We start from the raw sequence: 15,327 nt of genomic DNA, 5'->3' as shown, positions 1-15,327 counted from the left end.
GCTCACATCGTCAACCCTTGGCGGGGCCGTTGGTCCAGCCGCCTCCCAGTGCCTTGTACAGGCCTATCCGGTTTTGCAATTCGGCCAAACTGGTACGGATGGTCTGTTGCTGTGCGCTGAACAGTGAACGCTGCGCGTCCAGGTATTCCAGGTAACTGGCTTCCCCGCCTTCGTAGCGCAGCCTGGCCAGGTCGTAGCGGACTTGCTCGGCATTTTCCTGCGCCTTGACCGCGCGCAGTTCGTCGCCAAGGGTGGCGCGTCCGGCCAGCGCGTCCGCCACTTCGCGGAAGGCGACCTGGATGGTCTTGTCATACTGGGCGATGGCGATGTCCTTGTCGGTCCTGGCCACGTTCAGCCTGGCCAGGTTGCGGCCGCCGTCGAAGATGGGCAGCGTGATCTGCGGCAGGAAGCTCCATGAACGGCTGCCGGCGTCGAACAGGCCGGACAGTTCGCTGCTGGAGGAACCGAAGGCGCCGGTCAGCGTGATGCGCGGGAAGAAGGCGGCGCGCGCCACGCCTATGTTGGCGTTGGATGCGCGCAGCAATGCTTCCTGGCCGCGGATGTCGGGGCGCGCCGTCAGCAGTTCGGACGGCAGCCCGGCTGGCAGCTCGGCCATGACGTTGCTGTCCCAGCTGGCGCCATGGGCCGGCAGCAGCGCCGGCGGCAAGCTGCGGCCGGCCAGCACCGTCAGCGCGTTCTCGTCCAGCGCCCGCTGCCGCGTGGCCTGGGCCAGCGCGACCTTGGCCGCCTGCAGCAGCGATTCCGACTGGCGCAGGTCGTATTCGGAGCTGGCGCCTTGCTCGCGCAACTGAATCTGGCGCTGGTGCGATTCGGTGCGGCTGGACAGCGTTTGCCGGTTCAGGGCCAGCAAGCGCTCGTCGGCCAGCACCGCCTCGTAGACGGAGGCGACTTCCGCCACCAGACTGATCTGTGCAGCGCGCTGGGCCTGCTCGGTGGCGGCATAGCGCTCCAGCGCCGCCTGGCTCATATTGCGGACGCTGCCGAACAGATCCAGTTCGAATGCGGTCACGCCCAGGCCGGCCGTGTAAACGCTGGCGGTGCCACCCTTGCCGCCGGGCGCCACCTGGTCGGGGACGCGCTGGCGGGCGCCGGACAGGCCGGCATTGACGGCCGGCAGCCGGTCGGCCGACTGGATCTGGTACAGCGCGCGGGCCCGTTCGATGTTCAGCGTCGCCACGCGCAGGTCGCGGTTGTGGTCCAGCGCGATGGCGATCACCTGCTTGAGCTGCGGGTCCTGGAAGAAGTCCTGCCAGGGAATGTCGTGGGCCGCCTGGCCGCCGGCATCGGCCGCCGCCGGCGTTGGCCAGCTGCCGGCGACCGGCAGCGCGGGGCGTTCGTAGACCGGCGCCAGCGAGCAGGCCGACAGGATCAGGCCGGCCAGGATGACGGGTACGGTTTTCAGTGGATGGACGGTTTTCATGCTATTTCCCTTTCAACGAGGTGAAGGACCTCGGTGTGCACCTCAGGCGCTTGTTGATGTTTGCTGACTTTGAACCACAGCGAATACAGGGCCGGCAGGAACAGCAGGGTCAGCACGGTGCCGACGCCGACGCCGCCGATCAGCACATAGGCCAGGGGGCCCCAGAAGCTCGAATGGGTCAGCGGGATGAAGGCCAGCATAGCCGCCACCGCGGTCAGTATCACGGGACGCGCACGGCGTACCGTCGACTCCACCACGGCCTCGTACTTGCTGGCGCCGTGGGCGATGTCGTGCTGGATCTGGTCGACCAGGATCAGCGTGTTGCGCATCAGGATGCCGGCCAGGCCGATCAGGCCGAGAATCGCGTTGAAGCCGAACGGTTTGTCGAATAGCAGCAGCGTCGGCACGGCGCCCACCAGACCCAGCGGAGCGGTGGCGAACACCATCCACATGGTGGCGAAGGAGCGCACCTGCAGCATGATCACCAGCAGCATCAGGATGATCATCAGCGGGAACAGCTTGGCCAGCGCGGCATCGGCCTTGGCGCTTTCTTCCACCGAGCCGCCGGTGTCGATGTGGTAGCCGGCCGGCAGGCTGGCTTTCAGGCTGGCCAGCTGCGGCAGGATGGCGTTGGTGACGTCGGGCGGCTGGCTACCGTCACGCACGTCGGCCTGGACAGCGATGAACGGCTCGCGGTTGTAGCGCTTCAGGACGGCGTCCTCCATGCGCGTTTCGATGCGGGCCACCTGCGACAGCGGAATGGCGGCGCCGCCGGCGGTGGTCAGCGTCAGGTTGGCGATGTCCTTCAAGCCCTTGCCTTCATTGCGCGGGCTGCGGATCAGCACTTCCACCGAACGCAGGCCTTCGCGGATCTGGGTCGAAGGAAGGCCGTTCAGCAGGGCCTGCAACTGCGTCGCGGCATCGCGCGGATTCAGGCCGACCTGGCGCAGGCGCTCCTGATCCAGCACCAGGTGCTCGGTCGGGGTGAGATTGCCCCAGTCCAGGTGCGCGCCGCGCGTGTCCGGGTTTTTCTCCATGATGGCACGGACTTGTTCAGCGATGGTGCGCACCTGGCCGAGGTCCGGACCGGCGACGCGGAACAGCACTGGATAGGTCACGGGCGGCCCGAACACGAACTGGGCCGCCCGCACGCGGGCTTGCGGGAAGCGGCCGTCCGCGATCATCTTTTGCACTTTCACCTTGAGCGCATTGCGGTCATGCGCATTTTCAGTCAGCACGATCATTTGTGCGTAGGCCGGGTTGGGCAGCTCGGGATTGATCCCCAGGAAGAAGCGCGGCGTACCCTGGCCGACATAGCTCGACACGATCTTGACCTCCGGTTCCTTCTTCAATGCCTCTTCGATGTCATGCACGACCGCGTCGGTTGCGCCGAAGGCGCTGCCGGGCGGCAGATTGACTTCGATGGTCAGTTCCGGACGTTCGGAATCCGGGAAGAACTGCTTCTGCACCGCGCCCATGCCCACGCCAGCCAGCAGGAACAACGCCGCCGTCACGCCGGCGGTCAGCCATTTGTGGTCCACGCACCAGCGCACCAGGGAGCGCATGCGCTGGTAGTTCGGGGTGTTGTAGATGGCGTCGTGGCCACCGCCCTTGGCTGGAATATCGGGCAACAGCTTGACGCCCATGTAGGGGATGAAGTACACGGCGACCACCCACGAGGTCAACAGCGAAAACGCCACCACCCAGAAGATGTTGCCCGCATACTCGCCGGCGGTCGAACGGGCAAAGCCCACCGGCAGGAAACCGATGATGGTCAACAGGGTGCCGGACAGCATCGGCGCCGCGGTCGAGCTCCAGGCGTGCGTGGCGGCGGCGATGCGGTCCAGGCCTTCTTCCATTTTCACCACCATCATCTCGATGGCGATGATGGCGTCGTCCACCAGCAGGCCCAGCGAGAGGATCAATGCGCCCAGCGTGATGCGGTCGAAGTCGCGGCCGGTCATCATCATGATGACGAACACCGCGCCCAGGGTCAGCGGCACGGCGGCGGCCACCACGATGCCGACGCGGAAGCCCAGCGTCACCAGGCTCACCACGATCACCACCGCCAGCGCGACCACGAACTTGATCATGAATTCGTCGATGGCATCGGTGATGGCGCGGGACTGGTCCGCCACCAGCTTGAACTCGATGCCGGTCGGCAGCGAGGCGGCGATGGACTTCTGTTCCGCGACCAGCGCCTTGCCCAGCTCCAGGCCGTTGTAGCGCTTCTTCATCACCACCGCCAGGTCGAGCGAGGCCTCGCCCTGGTTGCGGATGACGAAGCTGGCCGGATCTTCGTAGCCGCGCTTGACGTCGGCGATATCGCCCAGCTTCAGCGTGCGCTCGCCCGCGGCAATCGGAATGTCCCTGATGGCGTCGACGCTGTTGATGGCGCCGTCCAGGCGCAGCTGGACGCGCGGCCCCTTGGTGTCGACGAAGCCGGCGGAGGCCACGTCGTTTTGCTTGCCCAGCGCATCGATGACTGCCTGCGCCTTGATGCCCAGCGTGGCCAGGCGCTGATGCGAGATTTCAACGTAGATTTTTTGCTGCTGCTCGCCCAGGATGTTGACCTTCTGAACGCCGGGCACGCGCAGCAGGCGCTGGCGGATTTCTTCCGACTGCTGTACCAGCTGGCGGTGCGGCAGCTGCTTGCCGGTCAGGGAGAACAGCGCGAAGTACACGTCGGAATATTCATCGTTGACGATGGGGCCGACGACGCCGCGCGGCAGGTTGAGGGCTTCATCGCCCAGCTTCTTGCGCACCTGGTAGAAGCTGTCCTCGACCGCCTTGGCCTCGGTATCGTCTTTCAGGTACAGCTTCATGATGACGATGCCGGGGCGCGAGGTGGATTCCACGCGGTCATAGCTGTCGAGTTCCTGCAGGCGTTTCTCCAGGCGGTCGGCCACCTGGCGCTGCATTTCCTCGGCCGTGGCGCCGGGCCAGGCGGCGGTGATCGTCATCACCTTCACCACATAGGTCGGATCTTCCGCGCGGCCCAGGCGCAGGAAGGCGAAAGCGCCGGCCGCCACGATGGCGATGATCAGGAACAGGGTGATGGCGCGTTCGCGGACGCCAAAGGCGGAGAGATTGAAGCCGCTCATGATCCGCTCCCGCTTTGGGCCGGCAGCGGGGAGACCTTCTGGCCGGCTTTGAGCAGATGGCCGCCGAAGGCGACTGCGCGTTCGCCCGGCGCCAGGCCTTGCGACAACAGCGCCTGTTCTTCACCCAGGCGCGCGACCTTGACAGCACGCAGGCTGACGGTCGAGCTCTTGCTGTCGATCACCCACACTCCCGTGCCCTTGCCTTGATCCACCAGGGCGCTGACCGGCACGCTGATTTGCGGCGTTGCGCCGCCGTCCATTTGCACCGTCACGGTGGCGCCCAGCGGCGCGCGGCCGGCCTCGCCGCCCAGCGTATAGCGGGCCAGGTAGGTGCGGGTCTGCGGATCGGCCACCGAAGCCAGTTCGCGCAGCGTGGCGGGGGAGGGCTGGTCCGGTTCGCTGTACAGCACGGCGGTGGCGGGGCGCCTGGCCAGGGGCAGCGCATTTTCCGGCAGGTAGACCAGTGCCTCGCGCGCGCCTTCGCGCGCCAGCTTGACGACGGTCTGGCCGGCGCCTATCACCTGGCCGACATCGGCCGGCACTTCCATGACCACGCCGTCCATGTCGGCCAGCAGTACCGCGTAGTCGCGCTGGTGGTCGGTCTGGCGGGCGCGGGCGGCTTCTGCGTTGGCTTGGGCGATCGCGGTGCCGGCGGCGGCCTTGGCCTGTTCATACGCCTGGGTGGAGACGGCGCCGGAGGCCAGCAGCTTGCGCAGGCGGGCTTCCTCGGCGACGGCTTGCGCCTGGCGCGCTTGCGCGGCTTCGACGGCGGCGTGCGCGGCGGCTGCGGCCAGCTCGTAGTCGACCGGGTCGATGCGCATCAGCGGCTGGCCTTTGCGCACCGCCTGGCCAGGATCGACCAGGCGTTCGACTATCTTGCCGGCCACGCGGAACCCGAGGTTGCTTTCGGTACGCGCATGGACCACGCCGGTGAAGGTGGCGCTGCCCCCGCTCGCGGATGCGGCCGTGAACCAGGCGACCTTGGCTGGGGAGTCGGGTTGGGATGCCGGATGGCTGCAGGCCGCCAGGCCCAACAGTAACGTTGCGCCGACGATGCCGCGGATGGCGATGGGGGTGTTCATGGTTTGAAGGCTCCGATGTTGGTTTTGACGAATTGCTCGACGGTTTGCGGTGCCTGGCCGGTGATCTCGCCGATGACGCCGTCGACGCCGGCAAAGATGCCGTTCTGGTAGTCGACCGCAATCGCCAGGAAGTGCTGGATCAGGAATTCGGGCAGGTGGTATTTCTTCAGGTGGCGCTCGTATTCTTCGAGGGTGCCCGGGCTGTACACGATGCGGCGGTCGAGAATGCGGCTCAGTTCTTCCGCCAGTTCTTTTTGGCTGTATTCAACGGGGCCATGCAGCGGATAGGTTTTGCCGATATGCGCGGCGGGATTGGTCAGGATGGTCGCGATCAGGCGCGCCTGGTCTTCGGCAGCGACAGGCGCGTGACGGCCGCCGCCCAGCGGCATGGCGATCCTGCCTTCTTCGACCAGCAGGTCGCGCACCCACGGGAAGGTCAGCCATTCCGAGAACAGGGCGGGGCGCAGGTGAACCGCGGGCACGCCCGACCAGTCCAGCACGCGCTCGGCGATCCAGTGGTCGCGCGCCGCGTGGCTTTCGGAATCGTCGCGGGCGGAGATCTGCGACATGCTGACCACGACGTCCAGGCCTGCGCGTTGGGCGGCGTCGGCGAAATAAGCGGTCGCCTGGATGAAGCCGGGGCGCACCGGGTAGCACAGGTAGGCCGCGTTGACGCCGTCTACGGCGCGCAGCACGTCGTCGTGTTCCAGCAGGTCTCCAACCACGATTTCGGCGCCCATTTTCCGTAACGCTTCGCTGCGCTCGTCTTCGCTGTGCACCATGGCGCGCACGGCGCGGCCTTTGCTCAGCAGGTATCGGATGGTGTGCACACCGGTCTTGCCGGTCGCGGCGGTGATGAGGTATTTACGTCGTTCCATGACGCTCTCCAGATTGAGTGAGGCTGTGTTGAATTGATTTGGATTATAGACGACATCTAAATTGAGTCAAGAAAAATATCCTGCTTGCTTTTTATGGCGTGTCAGCCTATTTTTAAGATTGTTGGTATAATCTTAGTGAGAGTAATGTGTCACAGGAGAAACGGAATGCGTAAATCGAAAGTGGAAGCGGCGGAGTCGAGGAAGCGGATCGTGGCGACTGCCAAGGGCATTTTTCTGCGCGAGGGCATCGCTGCCACGGCGATCTCCGACCTCATGGTTGCGGCGGGCCTGACCCAGGGTGGGTTCTACCGGCATTTCGAGTCGAAAGAGCATTTGGTGGCGGAAGCAAATGCCCTGGCTTTTGCGGATACTTTGGCAAGTTTCGAAGCGGCTGTCGCGGGCAAATCGCCACGTGATGCCGTCGATGCGATCGTTCACCGGTATCTGCAGCAGCTTCAAGGTACGGAACTCGACGATCTCTGCCCGCTCTCCAACCTGTCAAGCGAGCTTCGCCATGCGGACGACCAATTGAAGGCCGTGGTATTCGAAGGATACTCACACTTCGTGAAGTTCATTGCCGCGTATTTGATGCGGCTGGACTACCAGGATTATGTCGGGCTGGCCGAGAGCATAGTGTCCGTCCTTGTCGGCGCGGTGTCTCTTGCCGGGGTGATGTCCGGGCAGGCTGCGTCGGAGGCGATCCTGGTCAACGCCCGGGATACGGTGAAGCTGCTGCTGCAGAATGCCGCGACCAGTTCGACCCTCGCCAGGGGTGCTTAGCAAGCAGCGGCGTCTGCGTTTCTAGTGCACAATGACGCCGTCTCCGCTTATTCGACTGATTCATGACCTCTCCGCACCTCGACTCCGCACCCGCCGCCCACAGCGACCCCAGCGTTTATCGCACCCTGCTTGAATCCACCCGGGCGATCCCCTGGCGGATCGACTGGGCCACCATGAGTTTCAGCTATATCGGTCCGCAGATCGAGGAGCTGCTGGGCTGGAAACAGTCCAGCTGGCTGTCCGTGAACGACTGGGTGGAGCGCATCCACGAGGAAGACCGCCAGAAGACGGTCGATTTCTGCGTGGCGCAATCGCAAAAGGGCGTGGACCACGAAGCCGACTACCGCGCACTCACGCGCGATGGCGACTATGTCTGGATCCGCGACGTGGTGCACGTGGTGCGGCGCGAGGACGGCAGCGTCGATTCGCTGGTGGGATTCATGTTCGACATCACCGAGCGCAAGCAGTCCGAAGACAAGATCCTGCAACTCCAGCGCGAACTGGAAGTCCTGTCCTACCGCGACAGCCTGACCGGCGTGGCCAACCGCCGCATGTTCGATACCCTTTATCCGGTCGAATGGGCCAAGGCGCGCGCCACCGGCGAACCGCTGTCGCTGGTGGTGATCGACATCGATTACTTCAAGCAGTACAACGACCACTACGGCCATGTGCAGGGCGACGAGTGCCTGCGCCGCGTGGCCCGGGCGTTGGACACGTGCGCGTCCCGTTCGCGCGACCTGTGCGCGCGCTTCGGCGGCGAGGAATTCATACTGCTGCTGCCCGCCACGGACGAGGGCGCCGCCCGCAACGTGGCCGACCGCTGCCGCAAGCTGCTGGCGCACAAGGAAATCCCGCACGCCCGTTCCGGCGTCGGCCGCGCGGTCACCGTCAGCATGGGCGTCGGCACCATCGTGCCCGGTGCCCAGGACGACCCGAACGTGTTCCTGGACCGGGTCGATCGCCGCCTCTACCAGGCCAAGTCCGCAGGGCGCGACCGCGTCTGCGACACCGAGGCTTGATCACCCGCTCCTTTAGCATTCCACACGAAAGAACAAGATGAAACAACTGCTTACCTCCTGCGCCATCGGCCTCATCCTCGCATTGGCCGTGGCCGGCTGCGAGCGCGCCAAGGCGCCGCAAGCGGCCTCGGCCGCGGCCGACACTGTGCCCATGCAAAAGATCGATACCCAGGCCGGCAGCGGCAAGGAAGCGGTGGCCGGTGCGACCGCCGTCGTCAACTACACCGGCTGGCTGTACGAGCCGACGGCGCCGGCGCAGCACGGCGCGCAGTTCGATTCCTCGGTCGGGCGCGCTCCGTTCAGTTTCCAGCTTGGCGCCGGACAAGTCATCCCGGGCTGGGACGAAGGCGTGAAGGGCATGAAGGTCGGCGGCAAGCGCACGCTGATCGTGCCGGCCAGCATGGGCTACGGCGCCGGCGGCGCCGGCCCGATACCGCCGAACGCCAACCTGATCTTCGAGGTCGAGCTGCTGGACGTACGCTGAGAGGTTCGGGGCGCGTATTGGGAACGTGTAAGGAGCAGCCGATGGCTGCTCTTTTGCATTGTCCCTTCTTTTTTTTCGACCAAAACTTGCGTATGCCAGGTTAACTGTGCATACTGTGTATATGAAGACTGGATTTGTATTCTCCCAAACGGACAACCGCCCCATGTATCAGCAGATCATGGAGCAAATCAAGCAGCGCATAGCCGTCGGGGACTGGCCGCCCAACTCGCCACTGCCCTCCGTTCGGGAACTGGCGGTCGAGATCAAGGTCAGCATCATCACGATCAAGCGCGCCTATCTGGAATTGGGACGGGAAGGGGTGATAGTCACACAGCAGGGCAAGGGCAGCTGGGTAAATGACAGGCTTGATCTGCAGGCGCTGCAAAGGGAAGAATTGATCCAGCACCTGGAGCAGGCCGGCAAGCTGGCCAAATCCCTGGCCCTGCCGGAAGAGAAGATGTTGCAAATGTTAAAACAATATATGGAATAAGGAGGAGAGGCGATGGATTTGCCATTGGCGATACAGTGCGACGGGATCAGCAAGCGCTATCCGCATTTTCAGCTGCGGGATGTCGATCTGACGTTGGAGCAGGGCGCCGTCATGGGCCTGGTCGGTCCGAACGGGGCCGGGAAGTCGACCATCCTGCGCATGGTCATGGGACTGGTGGGAGCGGATACCGGTTCGATCAAGGTATTGGGACACGCCATGCCCGAACAGCAGATCACCGCGAAGCGCAATATCGGTTTTGTCGCCGAGGATATGCGGCTGTACGAGAGCGAAACGATCGCCTTTCACATGGATTTCATCAAATCGATCTTCGACACCTGGGATGACGGCTACGCCAGCACCTTGCTGCGCCGCTTCGACCTGAATAAAAAACAGAAGGTCAAGGGCTTGTCGCATGGTCAGCGGGTCAAGGCCACGCTGCTGCTGGCCCTCGCGCGCCGACCCAGTTTGCTGGTGTTCGACGAGCCGACGACGGGCCTGGATCCCGCGGTCAGGAAGGAAGTGCTGGATGAAATGATGAACGCGCTGGAAGACGAAACGCGCTCCATTCTCTTTTCATCGCACAACACCATGGACGTTGAACAGATCTCCGATTACATCACCTTTATCTACGGCGGGCGCATTGTCGAATCCCGCAATAAGGAAGACTTCATGGACGGGTGGCGCAGACTGCGTCTGACGAACACGCGGAACCAGGCGTTGCCGAATCTGCCCAATATCAGGCAGGCGCAGCGGAGCGGTCTGCTGCATGCCGTGACGGTCAATGACTACGACGAGTCCATTCCCGCGCAATTCACTCATGCCGGCCTGGACGTCAACGCCGTCGAGCGCTTGAGTCTGGAAGAAATATTTCTCGCCCACGTCCAATGCGCCAAGGCGAACCCCGAGATGGAGCTGGCGAAATGAGTACCTCGATCGTCCCTCTGCTGGTCAAAAAAGATTTCCGGCTGATGCGCCCTTTCATACTGTCGTTCAGCTTGGTGAGCCTGGTCTCCATCGGCATCGTGTTCCTGCTCCATGGGCGCATACCGGACTGGGTGTTGATGAACATAGGTTTCCTGCTGCTGATCGGACCGGCCGCCACCTGCGGGATCGTTCTCCTGATTAAGACGAATGTGTTCGAGAAGGAAAAGTCCACGCAGGCCTTCATCATGAGTCTGCCGGTTACTGTGAAGGAGTTCACCCGGGCCAAGCTGCTGTTCAACCTGCCGGTGTTCGGAGTCTTCTGGCTGGTGATCAGTGCGGTAGCTTTTTACCTCGCCTTTGGGCTGGGCCTGTTTCCGCAAGGCGCCGTTCCATTTATTACCATGGTATTTCTGGGCGTATTTGTCGCTTACACGTGCATCCTCAGTACCAGCCTGCTCTTCCAGTCGCTGGGGGTAACCGTTCTTTCCATTCTGATCTTCGAGCTGGGGACGTCCGCCTATCTGTGGACAATTGCCTTCCTCGATCCGATCTCGCGCCATGTGTATGGTCAGGCCATGGTGTGGAATTCAACCGCAATCGCGATCGTGGCGATACAAGTCACCGTCGCCGTGTCTATGGTCTTGACGACCTTGCATGTTCAAAACACCAAGCGGGATTTCATCTGACCCGAAAGCGTCACTCGGCAACTTCAGGCGTTCTTGCTTTCTGGCGGGCCTGTTCGATATGGCGGACCACCTGATCCGTATCATGGGGCGGCTTGAGGAATAGGCGCAGGCCGTCGAAGGCCGGCCCGACCAGCTCCACCTTCGCATCCCGGTCGAAGAAGTAGGTCAGTCCCGCCGCACCCGCCAGTATGGCGTTGCTGGCTTCGCCCAGCAAAGGCAGCGGCGCGGAAGGGTCCGCCTGCGCCGACAAGGTCTCGTCGGCTTCGGCGATCTGGCGCAGGGCGCCGCTGTCGGCCAGGAAGGCGAGGAAGCGGTTGCGGGCACGGGGATTGCGTCCCACCGCAGGCTGGACCAGCACGTCGAGAGGCGCTTCTTCGTAGTTCGGAATGTCCGGAGAGTAGCTTGGAAAGGCGAAGAATCCAATATCGGCGGCGACCGCGGCGGGAAACCGGGCAGCGAAAAAACTGCCGGCCAACACCATGCCCGCGCGACCACGGTACAGGTAAGGCAGCACGCGATCGGTTTCCTGATCCAGCGTTGCTTCAAGAAAGTAACCTTTGCGCAGCAGGTCGCCCCAGACATCGAACACCTGGCGCACCCGCGCGTCGGTGAAGGGGACTTCACTACGCAACAGTTTGCGGTGGAAGTCGATGCCGTTGATGCGCAAGTCGAGATAGTCGAACCAGCCGGCAGCCGGCCAGCCATCCTTGGCCGCCAGCGCCAGCGGCGCCACGCCGGCCGCCTTCAGGCGCTCGCAGGTCTGCAGGAACTCGCTCCAGGTCTTCGGCGGCCGCAGGCCGAGGCGATTGAACAAGGATTTGCTATAAACCAGCCCCCAAACATAGTGATACATCGGAAAACCGTAGACCTCGCCGTCGACGCGGGTGCCTTCGATGGTGGCCGGGGCGAACTTCTTTTTCTTCAGCAGCGCGATCAGGTCGGCGTCGAGCGGGGACAACAGCTTGTTCCTGGCGGCGTCCCGCAAGCGTTCGCCCGCGTACCAGAATGCCAGGTCGGCGTGTCCGGTCCGCAAGCGGGGGAGGAAATCGCGCTTGTATTGTTCCTGCGGATAGCCATGGTGTTCGACCTGGACGTCGGGGTTGGCTGCGGAAAACTGATTGATGACGCTGATCCACGCGGTGCGCTGGCGGGTGTTGGAGACGATATAGTCGATCGCCAGCTGCTCGGCGGCGGCGCAAACGGACGGCAGTCCCAGCGCCGCACAGATCAGCCCGCACATCAGCCAGCATGGGGGCAATGGGCCGGGCCGGCAGGGGAAGGTCACGAGGGCTGTAAGCATCCGCAAAGTTTGTTCGCGATATCGCGGTATGTCAACTTCCGCGAGATCCCCGGGTTTTCAAAGCTGGCTGTCCCGCCCGTCCGCGAAATGATCGAAGATCAGGCCGCGCAGCCACTTGTTGGCCGGATCCTTGTTGAATTTGGCGTGCCAGAACACGTTGATGTTAATTTCGGGCAGCGCCAGCGGATGCGCCACGTAGCGCAGGCCGAACGGTTCCACGCACGCCATCGCATAACGTTCCGGCACGGTCGCGATCATCGTGCTGTTGGACAGGATGTGGCCGACGGCGACGAAGTGCGGCACAGTCAGGCCGATGTTGCGCTTGATGCCGTGCCGCTCGATGGCCTGATCGGCGATGGCGTGGCCGGTGCCGGTGGAGACCACCGTGACGTGGTCCGCGTGGCGGAAGTCCTCCACCGTCAGCTTCTTCTTGTCGAGCGGGTGCCCCTTGCGGAACATACACACATAGCGCTGGCGGAACAGCCGGCGCTGGAAATAGCCCGATTTCAGCTGCGGCAGCAGGCCGATCGCCAGGTCCACATGGCCCGCTTCCATCTCGTCCTGCAGGTTCACCGCCGTATTGCGCACCGTGCTGACGGTCACGCCCGGCGCGTGCTTGCGCAGCACCTCCATCAAGCGCGGTAAAAAATAGACCTCGCCGATATCGGTCATGCCCAGCGTGAACCGGCGGGTGCTGCTGGCCGGATCGAAGTGCGAGACCTCGTTCAGCGAATCGTGAATGGTCGACAGCGCATAACCGATGGGCTCGGCCAGCTGCAGCGCGTAGGGCGTGGGCTCCATGCCGCGCGCGGTGCGCACGAACATCTCGTCCCCCAGCAGCAGGCGCATGCGTTTGAGCGCGTTGCTGACGCCGGGCTGGGTCATGCCCAGCGCCTCCGCCACCTTCGACACCCGCCGTTCGGCGAGCAGCTGGTTAAACACGAGCAGCAGATTGAGATCGACGTCTTTTAGTTCCATGGCTTGAGTAATATTGCTGGCAGTGATTTGATGCATTCGCGAGATGCTATTTATTTATATTACTCCGCTTTCTATACTTTGCCCATCAATCAATAAAACAGATGGGGACAGGAGTCATGGAACTAGTCGTGCAACCGCTGGGGCGAACCCTGCACGTGGATGCCGGCAGCAATTTGCTGACGGCGCTGCGCGAGCACCAGATCCCCATCTCCTACAGCTGCACCGCGGGCCGTTGCGGCACCTGCCGCTGCAAGGTGCTGCAGGGCGACGTGCTGGAAGCGGGCCGCGAAGCCAAGATCACCCACCCGGACGACGAGGGCTATGTGCTGGCCTGCATGAGCAGCGTGACCACCAATTGCGTGGTCGAAGTGCCGGAACCCGACGAAGTGGTGACCCACCCGGCGCGCATCATCAAGGCCACCGTGCTGGCCATCGAACCGATGACGCACGACATCCGCCGCCTGCGCCTGAAGCCCGCCAAGCCGCTGAATTTCTCGCCCGGCCAGTACGCCACGCTGCAATTCGGCCCCGGCCTGGCGCGCCCGTATTCGATGGCCAACGTCCCCGGCGGCGACGAGCTGGAGTTTCACGTGCGCCTGGTGCCGGACGGCCGCGTGACCGGCCATATCGAAACCGCGCTGGTGGTGGGCGACGCGGTGCGCGTCAGCGGTCCACTGGGCACCGCCTACCTGCGCCGCAAGCACGAAGGCCCGATGCTGTGCGTGGCCGGCGGCACTGGCCTGGCGCCGGTGCTGTCCATCGTGCGCGCCGCGCTGGCTGAAGGCATGAGCCAACCCATCCACCTGTACTTCGGCGTGCGCACCGAGCGCGATATCTACGGCCTGTCGTGGCTGGAGCAACTGCGCGAGCGCAACGCCAACCTGCACCTGCACATCGTCGTCAGCACCGGCGAGCACGATCCTCGGTGGCGCAGCGGCTTGGTGACCGACGCCTTCAACCACGACTGGGACAGCCTGGCCGGCTGGCGCGCCTACCTGTGCGGCGCGCCGCCCATGGTGGAGGCGGCGGCCATGCTGGCCAGGAAAAAAGGCGTGTTGGCCAAGCATGTTTATGCCGACGCCTTCTACGCCAGCGGCATCTGACTACTACCAACCGGAGACGAGACATGACCGACACCGCCCGCCAGGATTTCTACCGGCGCATCGACCAGCACTGCATGACCCCCTTGTGGGAAGTGCTCGGCGCGCTGGTGCCCAAGCAACCCACCTCGCCGCTGCAGGCCGCGTTGTGGCGCTACGCCGACGTGCGCCAGCACGTGATGGAAGCGGGCAGCCTGATCACCGCCGCCCAGGCTGAGCGCCGCGTGCTGATCCTGGAAAACCCGGCCTTGCGTGGCAATTCGTCGATCACGCAATCGCTGTACGCCGGCCTGCAGCTGATCATGCCGGGCGAGGTGGCGCCGGCCCACCGCCACAGCCAGTCGGCGCTGCGGCTGGTGCTGGACGGCGAAGGTGCCTACACCGCCGTCGACGGCGAGCGCACCACCATGCGGCGCGGCGATTTCATCATCACCCCGTCGTGGACCTGGCACGACCACGGCAACCTGGGCGACGAGCCGGTGGTGTGGCTGGACGGCCTGGACATCCCGACCGTGCGCTTCTTCGACACCGGCTTCGCCGAGCATGGCGCGCAGGCGGTGCAGGAAGCGACGCGGCCGGAAGGCGATGCGCTGGCCCGCTACGGCAACAACATGCTGCCGGTCGATTTCGCGCAGACGGCGGCGCAGCCGACCAAGGTGTTCGTCTATCCGTTCGCGAAAACGCGCGAGTCGCTGCTGGGCATAGCGCGCGGCGCCATCGACGCCCACTTCGGCCACAAGCTGCGCTACGTGAACCCGGCCACCGGCGCCTCGCCGATGCCGACCATCGGTGCGTTTACCCAGCGCCTGCCGGCCGGCTTTGAAACGCTGCCGTACCGCTGCACCGACAGCACCATCTACGTCTGCCTGGAAGGCGAGGGCAGCGCCGACATCGGCGGCGTGCGGTTCGACTTCGCGCCCAACGACGTCTTCGTGGTGCCGTCCTGGCAAACGCTGCGCCTGCGCGCCGGCGGCGACACCATCCTGTTCAGCTTCTCGGACCGTCCCATCCAGCAAGCGCTGGGCCTGTGGCGCGAAGAGAAGATGGCGCGCTGATACCAA

The 15,327-nt window shown here is 64.1% G+C and carries 14 protein-coding genes; 8 read left to right on the top strand and 6 right to left on the bottom strand.

Features of this window, described 5'->3' with window-relative positions:
* Positions 1-10: 10 nt before the first annotated feature.
* The 4 genes from ACSQ3S_RS21715 to ACSQ3S_RS21700 are packed head-to-tail and all read right to left on the bottom strand — an operon-like array spanning position 11 to position 6,505.
* Positions 11-1,441 (bottom strand): efflux transporter outer membrane subunit, encoded by a 1,431-nt coding sequence (locus ACSQ3S_RS21715; RefSeq protein WP_436143738.1) that lies wholly within the window; start codon positions 1,439-1,441, stop codon positions 11-13.
* Entirely contained in the window at positions 1,438-4,545 is a 3,108-nt protein-coding gene (locus tag ACSQ3S_RS21710; protein ID WP_353403180.1) for an efflux RND transporter permease subunit, read from the bottom strand. The genes ACSQ3S_RS21715 and ACSQ3S_RS21710 overlap by 4 nt, the downstream gene beginning before the upstream one ends.
* A complete protein-coding gene (locus ACSQ3S_RS21705) occupies positions 4,542-5,627 on the bottom strand; it encodes an efflux RND transporter periplasmic adaptor subunit (protein ID WP_436143737.1) in 1,086 nt (361 codons plus the stop codon). The genes ACSQ3S_RS21710 and ACSQ3S_RS21705 overlap by 4 nt, the downstream gene beginning before the upstream one ends.
* Positions 5,624-6,505, bottom strand: a complete 882-nt coding sequence (locus ACSQ3S_RS21700; RefSeq protein ID WP_436143736.1) for an NAD(P)H-binding protein — start codon at positions 6,503-6,505, stop codon at positions 5,624-5,626. Before ACSQ3S_RS21700 ends, ACSQ3S_RS21705 begins: the two co-directional genes overlap by 4 nt.
* Positions 6,506-6,670: 165 nt before the next feature.
* Between ACSQ3S_RS21700 and ACSQ3S_RS21695 the strand changes: the two genes are divergently transcribed.
* From ACSQ3S_RS21695 to ACSQ3S_RS21670, 6 genes are all read left to right on the top strand, one after another.
* Positions 6,671-7,285 carry a TetR/AcrR family transcriptional regulator gene (locus tag ACSQ3S_RS21695; protein ID WP_436143735.1) on the top strand — a complete coding sequence of 205 codons (615 nt, stop codon included), beginning with the start codon at positions 6,671-6,673 and terminating at the stop codon, positions 7,283-7,285.
* A gap of 62 nt (positions 7,286-7,347) precedes the next feature.
* Positions 7,348-8,304, top strand: coding sequence for a diguanylate cyclase domain-containing protein (locus ACSQ3S_RS21690; protein ID WP_436143734.1), 957 nt, complete (start codon positions 7,348-7,350; stop codon positions 8,302-8,304).
* Between the two features lie 37 nt (positions 8,305-8,341).
* A complete protein-coding gene (locus tag ACSQ3S_RS21685) occupies positions 8,342-8,788 on the top strand; it encodes an FKBP-type peptidyl-prolyl cis-trans isomerase (RefSeq protein WP_436143733.1) in 447 nt (148 codons plus the stop codon).
* A 163-nt stretch (positions 8,789-8,951) separates the two neighbouring features.
* Positions 8,952-9,278: a GntR family transcriptional regulator gene (locus ACSQ3S_RS21680; RefSeq protein ID WP_436143732.1), complete on the top strand. Its 327-nt coding sequence runs from the start codon at positions 8,952-8,954 to the stop codon at positions 9,276-9,278.
* Between the two features lie 12 nt (positions 9,279-9,290).
* Complete coding sequence (locus ACSQ3S_RS21675; RefSeq protein ID WP_436143731.1) at positions 9,291-10,202, top strand: ABC transporter ATP-binding protein; 912 nt, start codon at positions 9,291-9,293, stop codon at positions 10,200-10,202.
* The gene (locus tag ACSQ3S_RS21670; RefSeq protein WP_436143730.1) at positions 10,199-10,888 is read left to right on the top strand and encodes a hypothetical protein; all 690 of its coding nucleotides are present in this window, start codon (positions 10,199-10,201) and stop codon (positions 10,886-10,888) included. The genes ACSQ3S_RS21675 and ACSQ3S_RS21670 overlap by 4 nt, the downstream gene beginning before the upstream one ends.
* Positions 10,889-10,898: 10 nt before the next feature.
* Here ACSQ3S_RS21670 and ACSQ3S_RS21665 read toward each other — a convergent pair whose 3' ends face one another.
* Entirely contained in the window at positions 10,899-12,188 is a 1,290-nt protein-coding gene (locus ACSQ3S_RS21665) for an ABC transporter substrate-binding protein (RefSeq protein WP_436143729.1), read from the bottom strand.
* A 57-nt stretch (positions 12,189-12,245) separates the two neighbouring features.
* A complete protein-coding gene (locus ACSQ3S_RS21660; RefSeq protein ID WP_436145061.1) occupies positions 12,246-13,166 on the bottom strand; it encodes a LysR family transcriptional regulator in 921 nt (306 codons plus the stop codon).
* A gap of 116 nt (positions 13,167-13,282) precedes the next feature.
* Between ACSQ3S_RS21660 and ACSQ3S_RS21655 the strand changes: the two genes are divergently transcribed.
* A complete protein-coding gene (locus ACSQ3S_RS21655; protein ID WP_436143728.1) occupies positions 13,283-14,269 on the top strand; it encodes a 2Fe-2S iron-sulfur cluster-binding protein in 987 nt (328 codons plus the stop codon).
* Positions 14,270-14,292: 23 nt separating this feature from the next.
* Entirely contained in the window at positions 14,293-15,321 is a 1,029-nt protein-coding gene (gene gtdA, locus ACSQ3S_RS21650; protein WP_436143727.1) for a gentisate 1,2-dioxygenase, read from the top strand.
* Positions 15,322-15,327: the final 6 nt, after the last annotated feature.

This window comes from Duganella sp. LjRoot269 (assembly GCF_964254095.1).
In the GTDB taxonomy this organism is placed as follows: Bacteria; Pseudomonadota; Gammaproteobacteria; order Burkholderiales; family Burkholderiaceae_D; genus Rugamonas; species Rugamonas hordei.
This window is presented reverse-complemented; position numbering and strand designations above follow the sequence as displayed.

Coding starts and splice junctions, on each gene's coding strand:
- ACSQ3S_RS21715 (WP_436143738.1), bottom strand. CDS start 1,441: ATGAAAACCGTCCATCCACTGAAAACCGTACCCGTCATCCTGGCCGGC.
- ACSQ3S_RS21710 (WP_353403180.1), bottom strand. CDS start 4,545: ATGAGCGGCTTCAATCTCTCCGCCTTTGGCGTCCGCGAACGCGCCATC.
- ACSQ3S_RS21705 (WP_436143737.1), bottom strand. CDS start 5,627: ATGAACACCCCCATCGCCATCCGCGGCATCGTCGGCGCAACGTTACTG.
- ACSQ3S_RS21700 (WP_436143736.1), bottom strand. CDS start 6,505: ATGGAACGACGTAAATACCTCATCACCGCCGCGACCGGCAAGACCGGT.
- ACSQ3S_RS21695 (WP_436143735.1), top strand. CDS start 6,671: ATGCGTAAATCGAAAGTGGAAGCGGCGGAGTCGAGGAAGCGGATCGTG.
- ACSQ3S_RS21690 (WP_436143734.1), top strand. CDS start 7,348: ATGACCTCTCCGCACCTCGACTCCGCACCCGCCGCCCACAGCGACCCC.
- ACSQ3S_RS21685 (WP_436143733.1), top strand. CDS start 8,342: ATGAAACAACTGCTTACCTCCTGCGCCATCGGCCTCATCCTCGCATTG.
- ACSQ3S_RS21680 (WP_436143732.1), top strand. CDS start 8,952: ATGTATCAGCAGATCATGGAGCAAATCAAGCAGCGCATAGCCGTCGGG.
- ACSQ3S_RS21675 (WP_436143731.1), top strand. CDS start 9,291: ATGGATTTGCCATTGGCGATACAGTGCGACGGGATCAGCAAGCGCTAT.
- ACSQ3S_RS21670 (WP_436143730.1), top strand. CDS start 10,199: ATGAGTACCTCGATCGTCCCTCTGCTGGTCAAAAAAGATTTCCGGCTG.
- ACSQ3S_RS21665 (WP_436143729.1), bottom strand. CDS start 12,188: ATGCTTACAGCCCTCGTGACCTTCCCCTGCCGGCCCGGCCCATTGCCC.
- ACSQ3S_RS21660 (WP_436145061.1), bottom strand. CDS start 13,166: ATGGAACTAAAAGACGTCGATCTCAATCTGCTGCTCGTGTTTAACCAG.
- ACSQ3S_RS21655 (WP_436143728.1), top strand. CDS start 13,283: ATGGAACTAGTCGTGCAACCGCTGGGGCGAACCCTGCACGTGGATGCC.
- gtdA (WP_436143727.1), top strand. CDS start 14,293: ATGACCGACACCGCCCGCCAGGATTTCTACCGGCGCATCGACCAGCAC.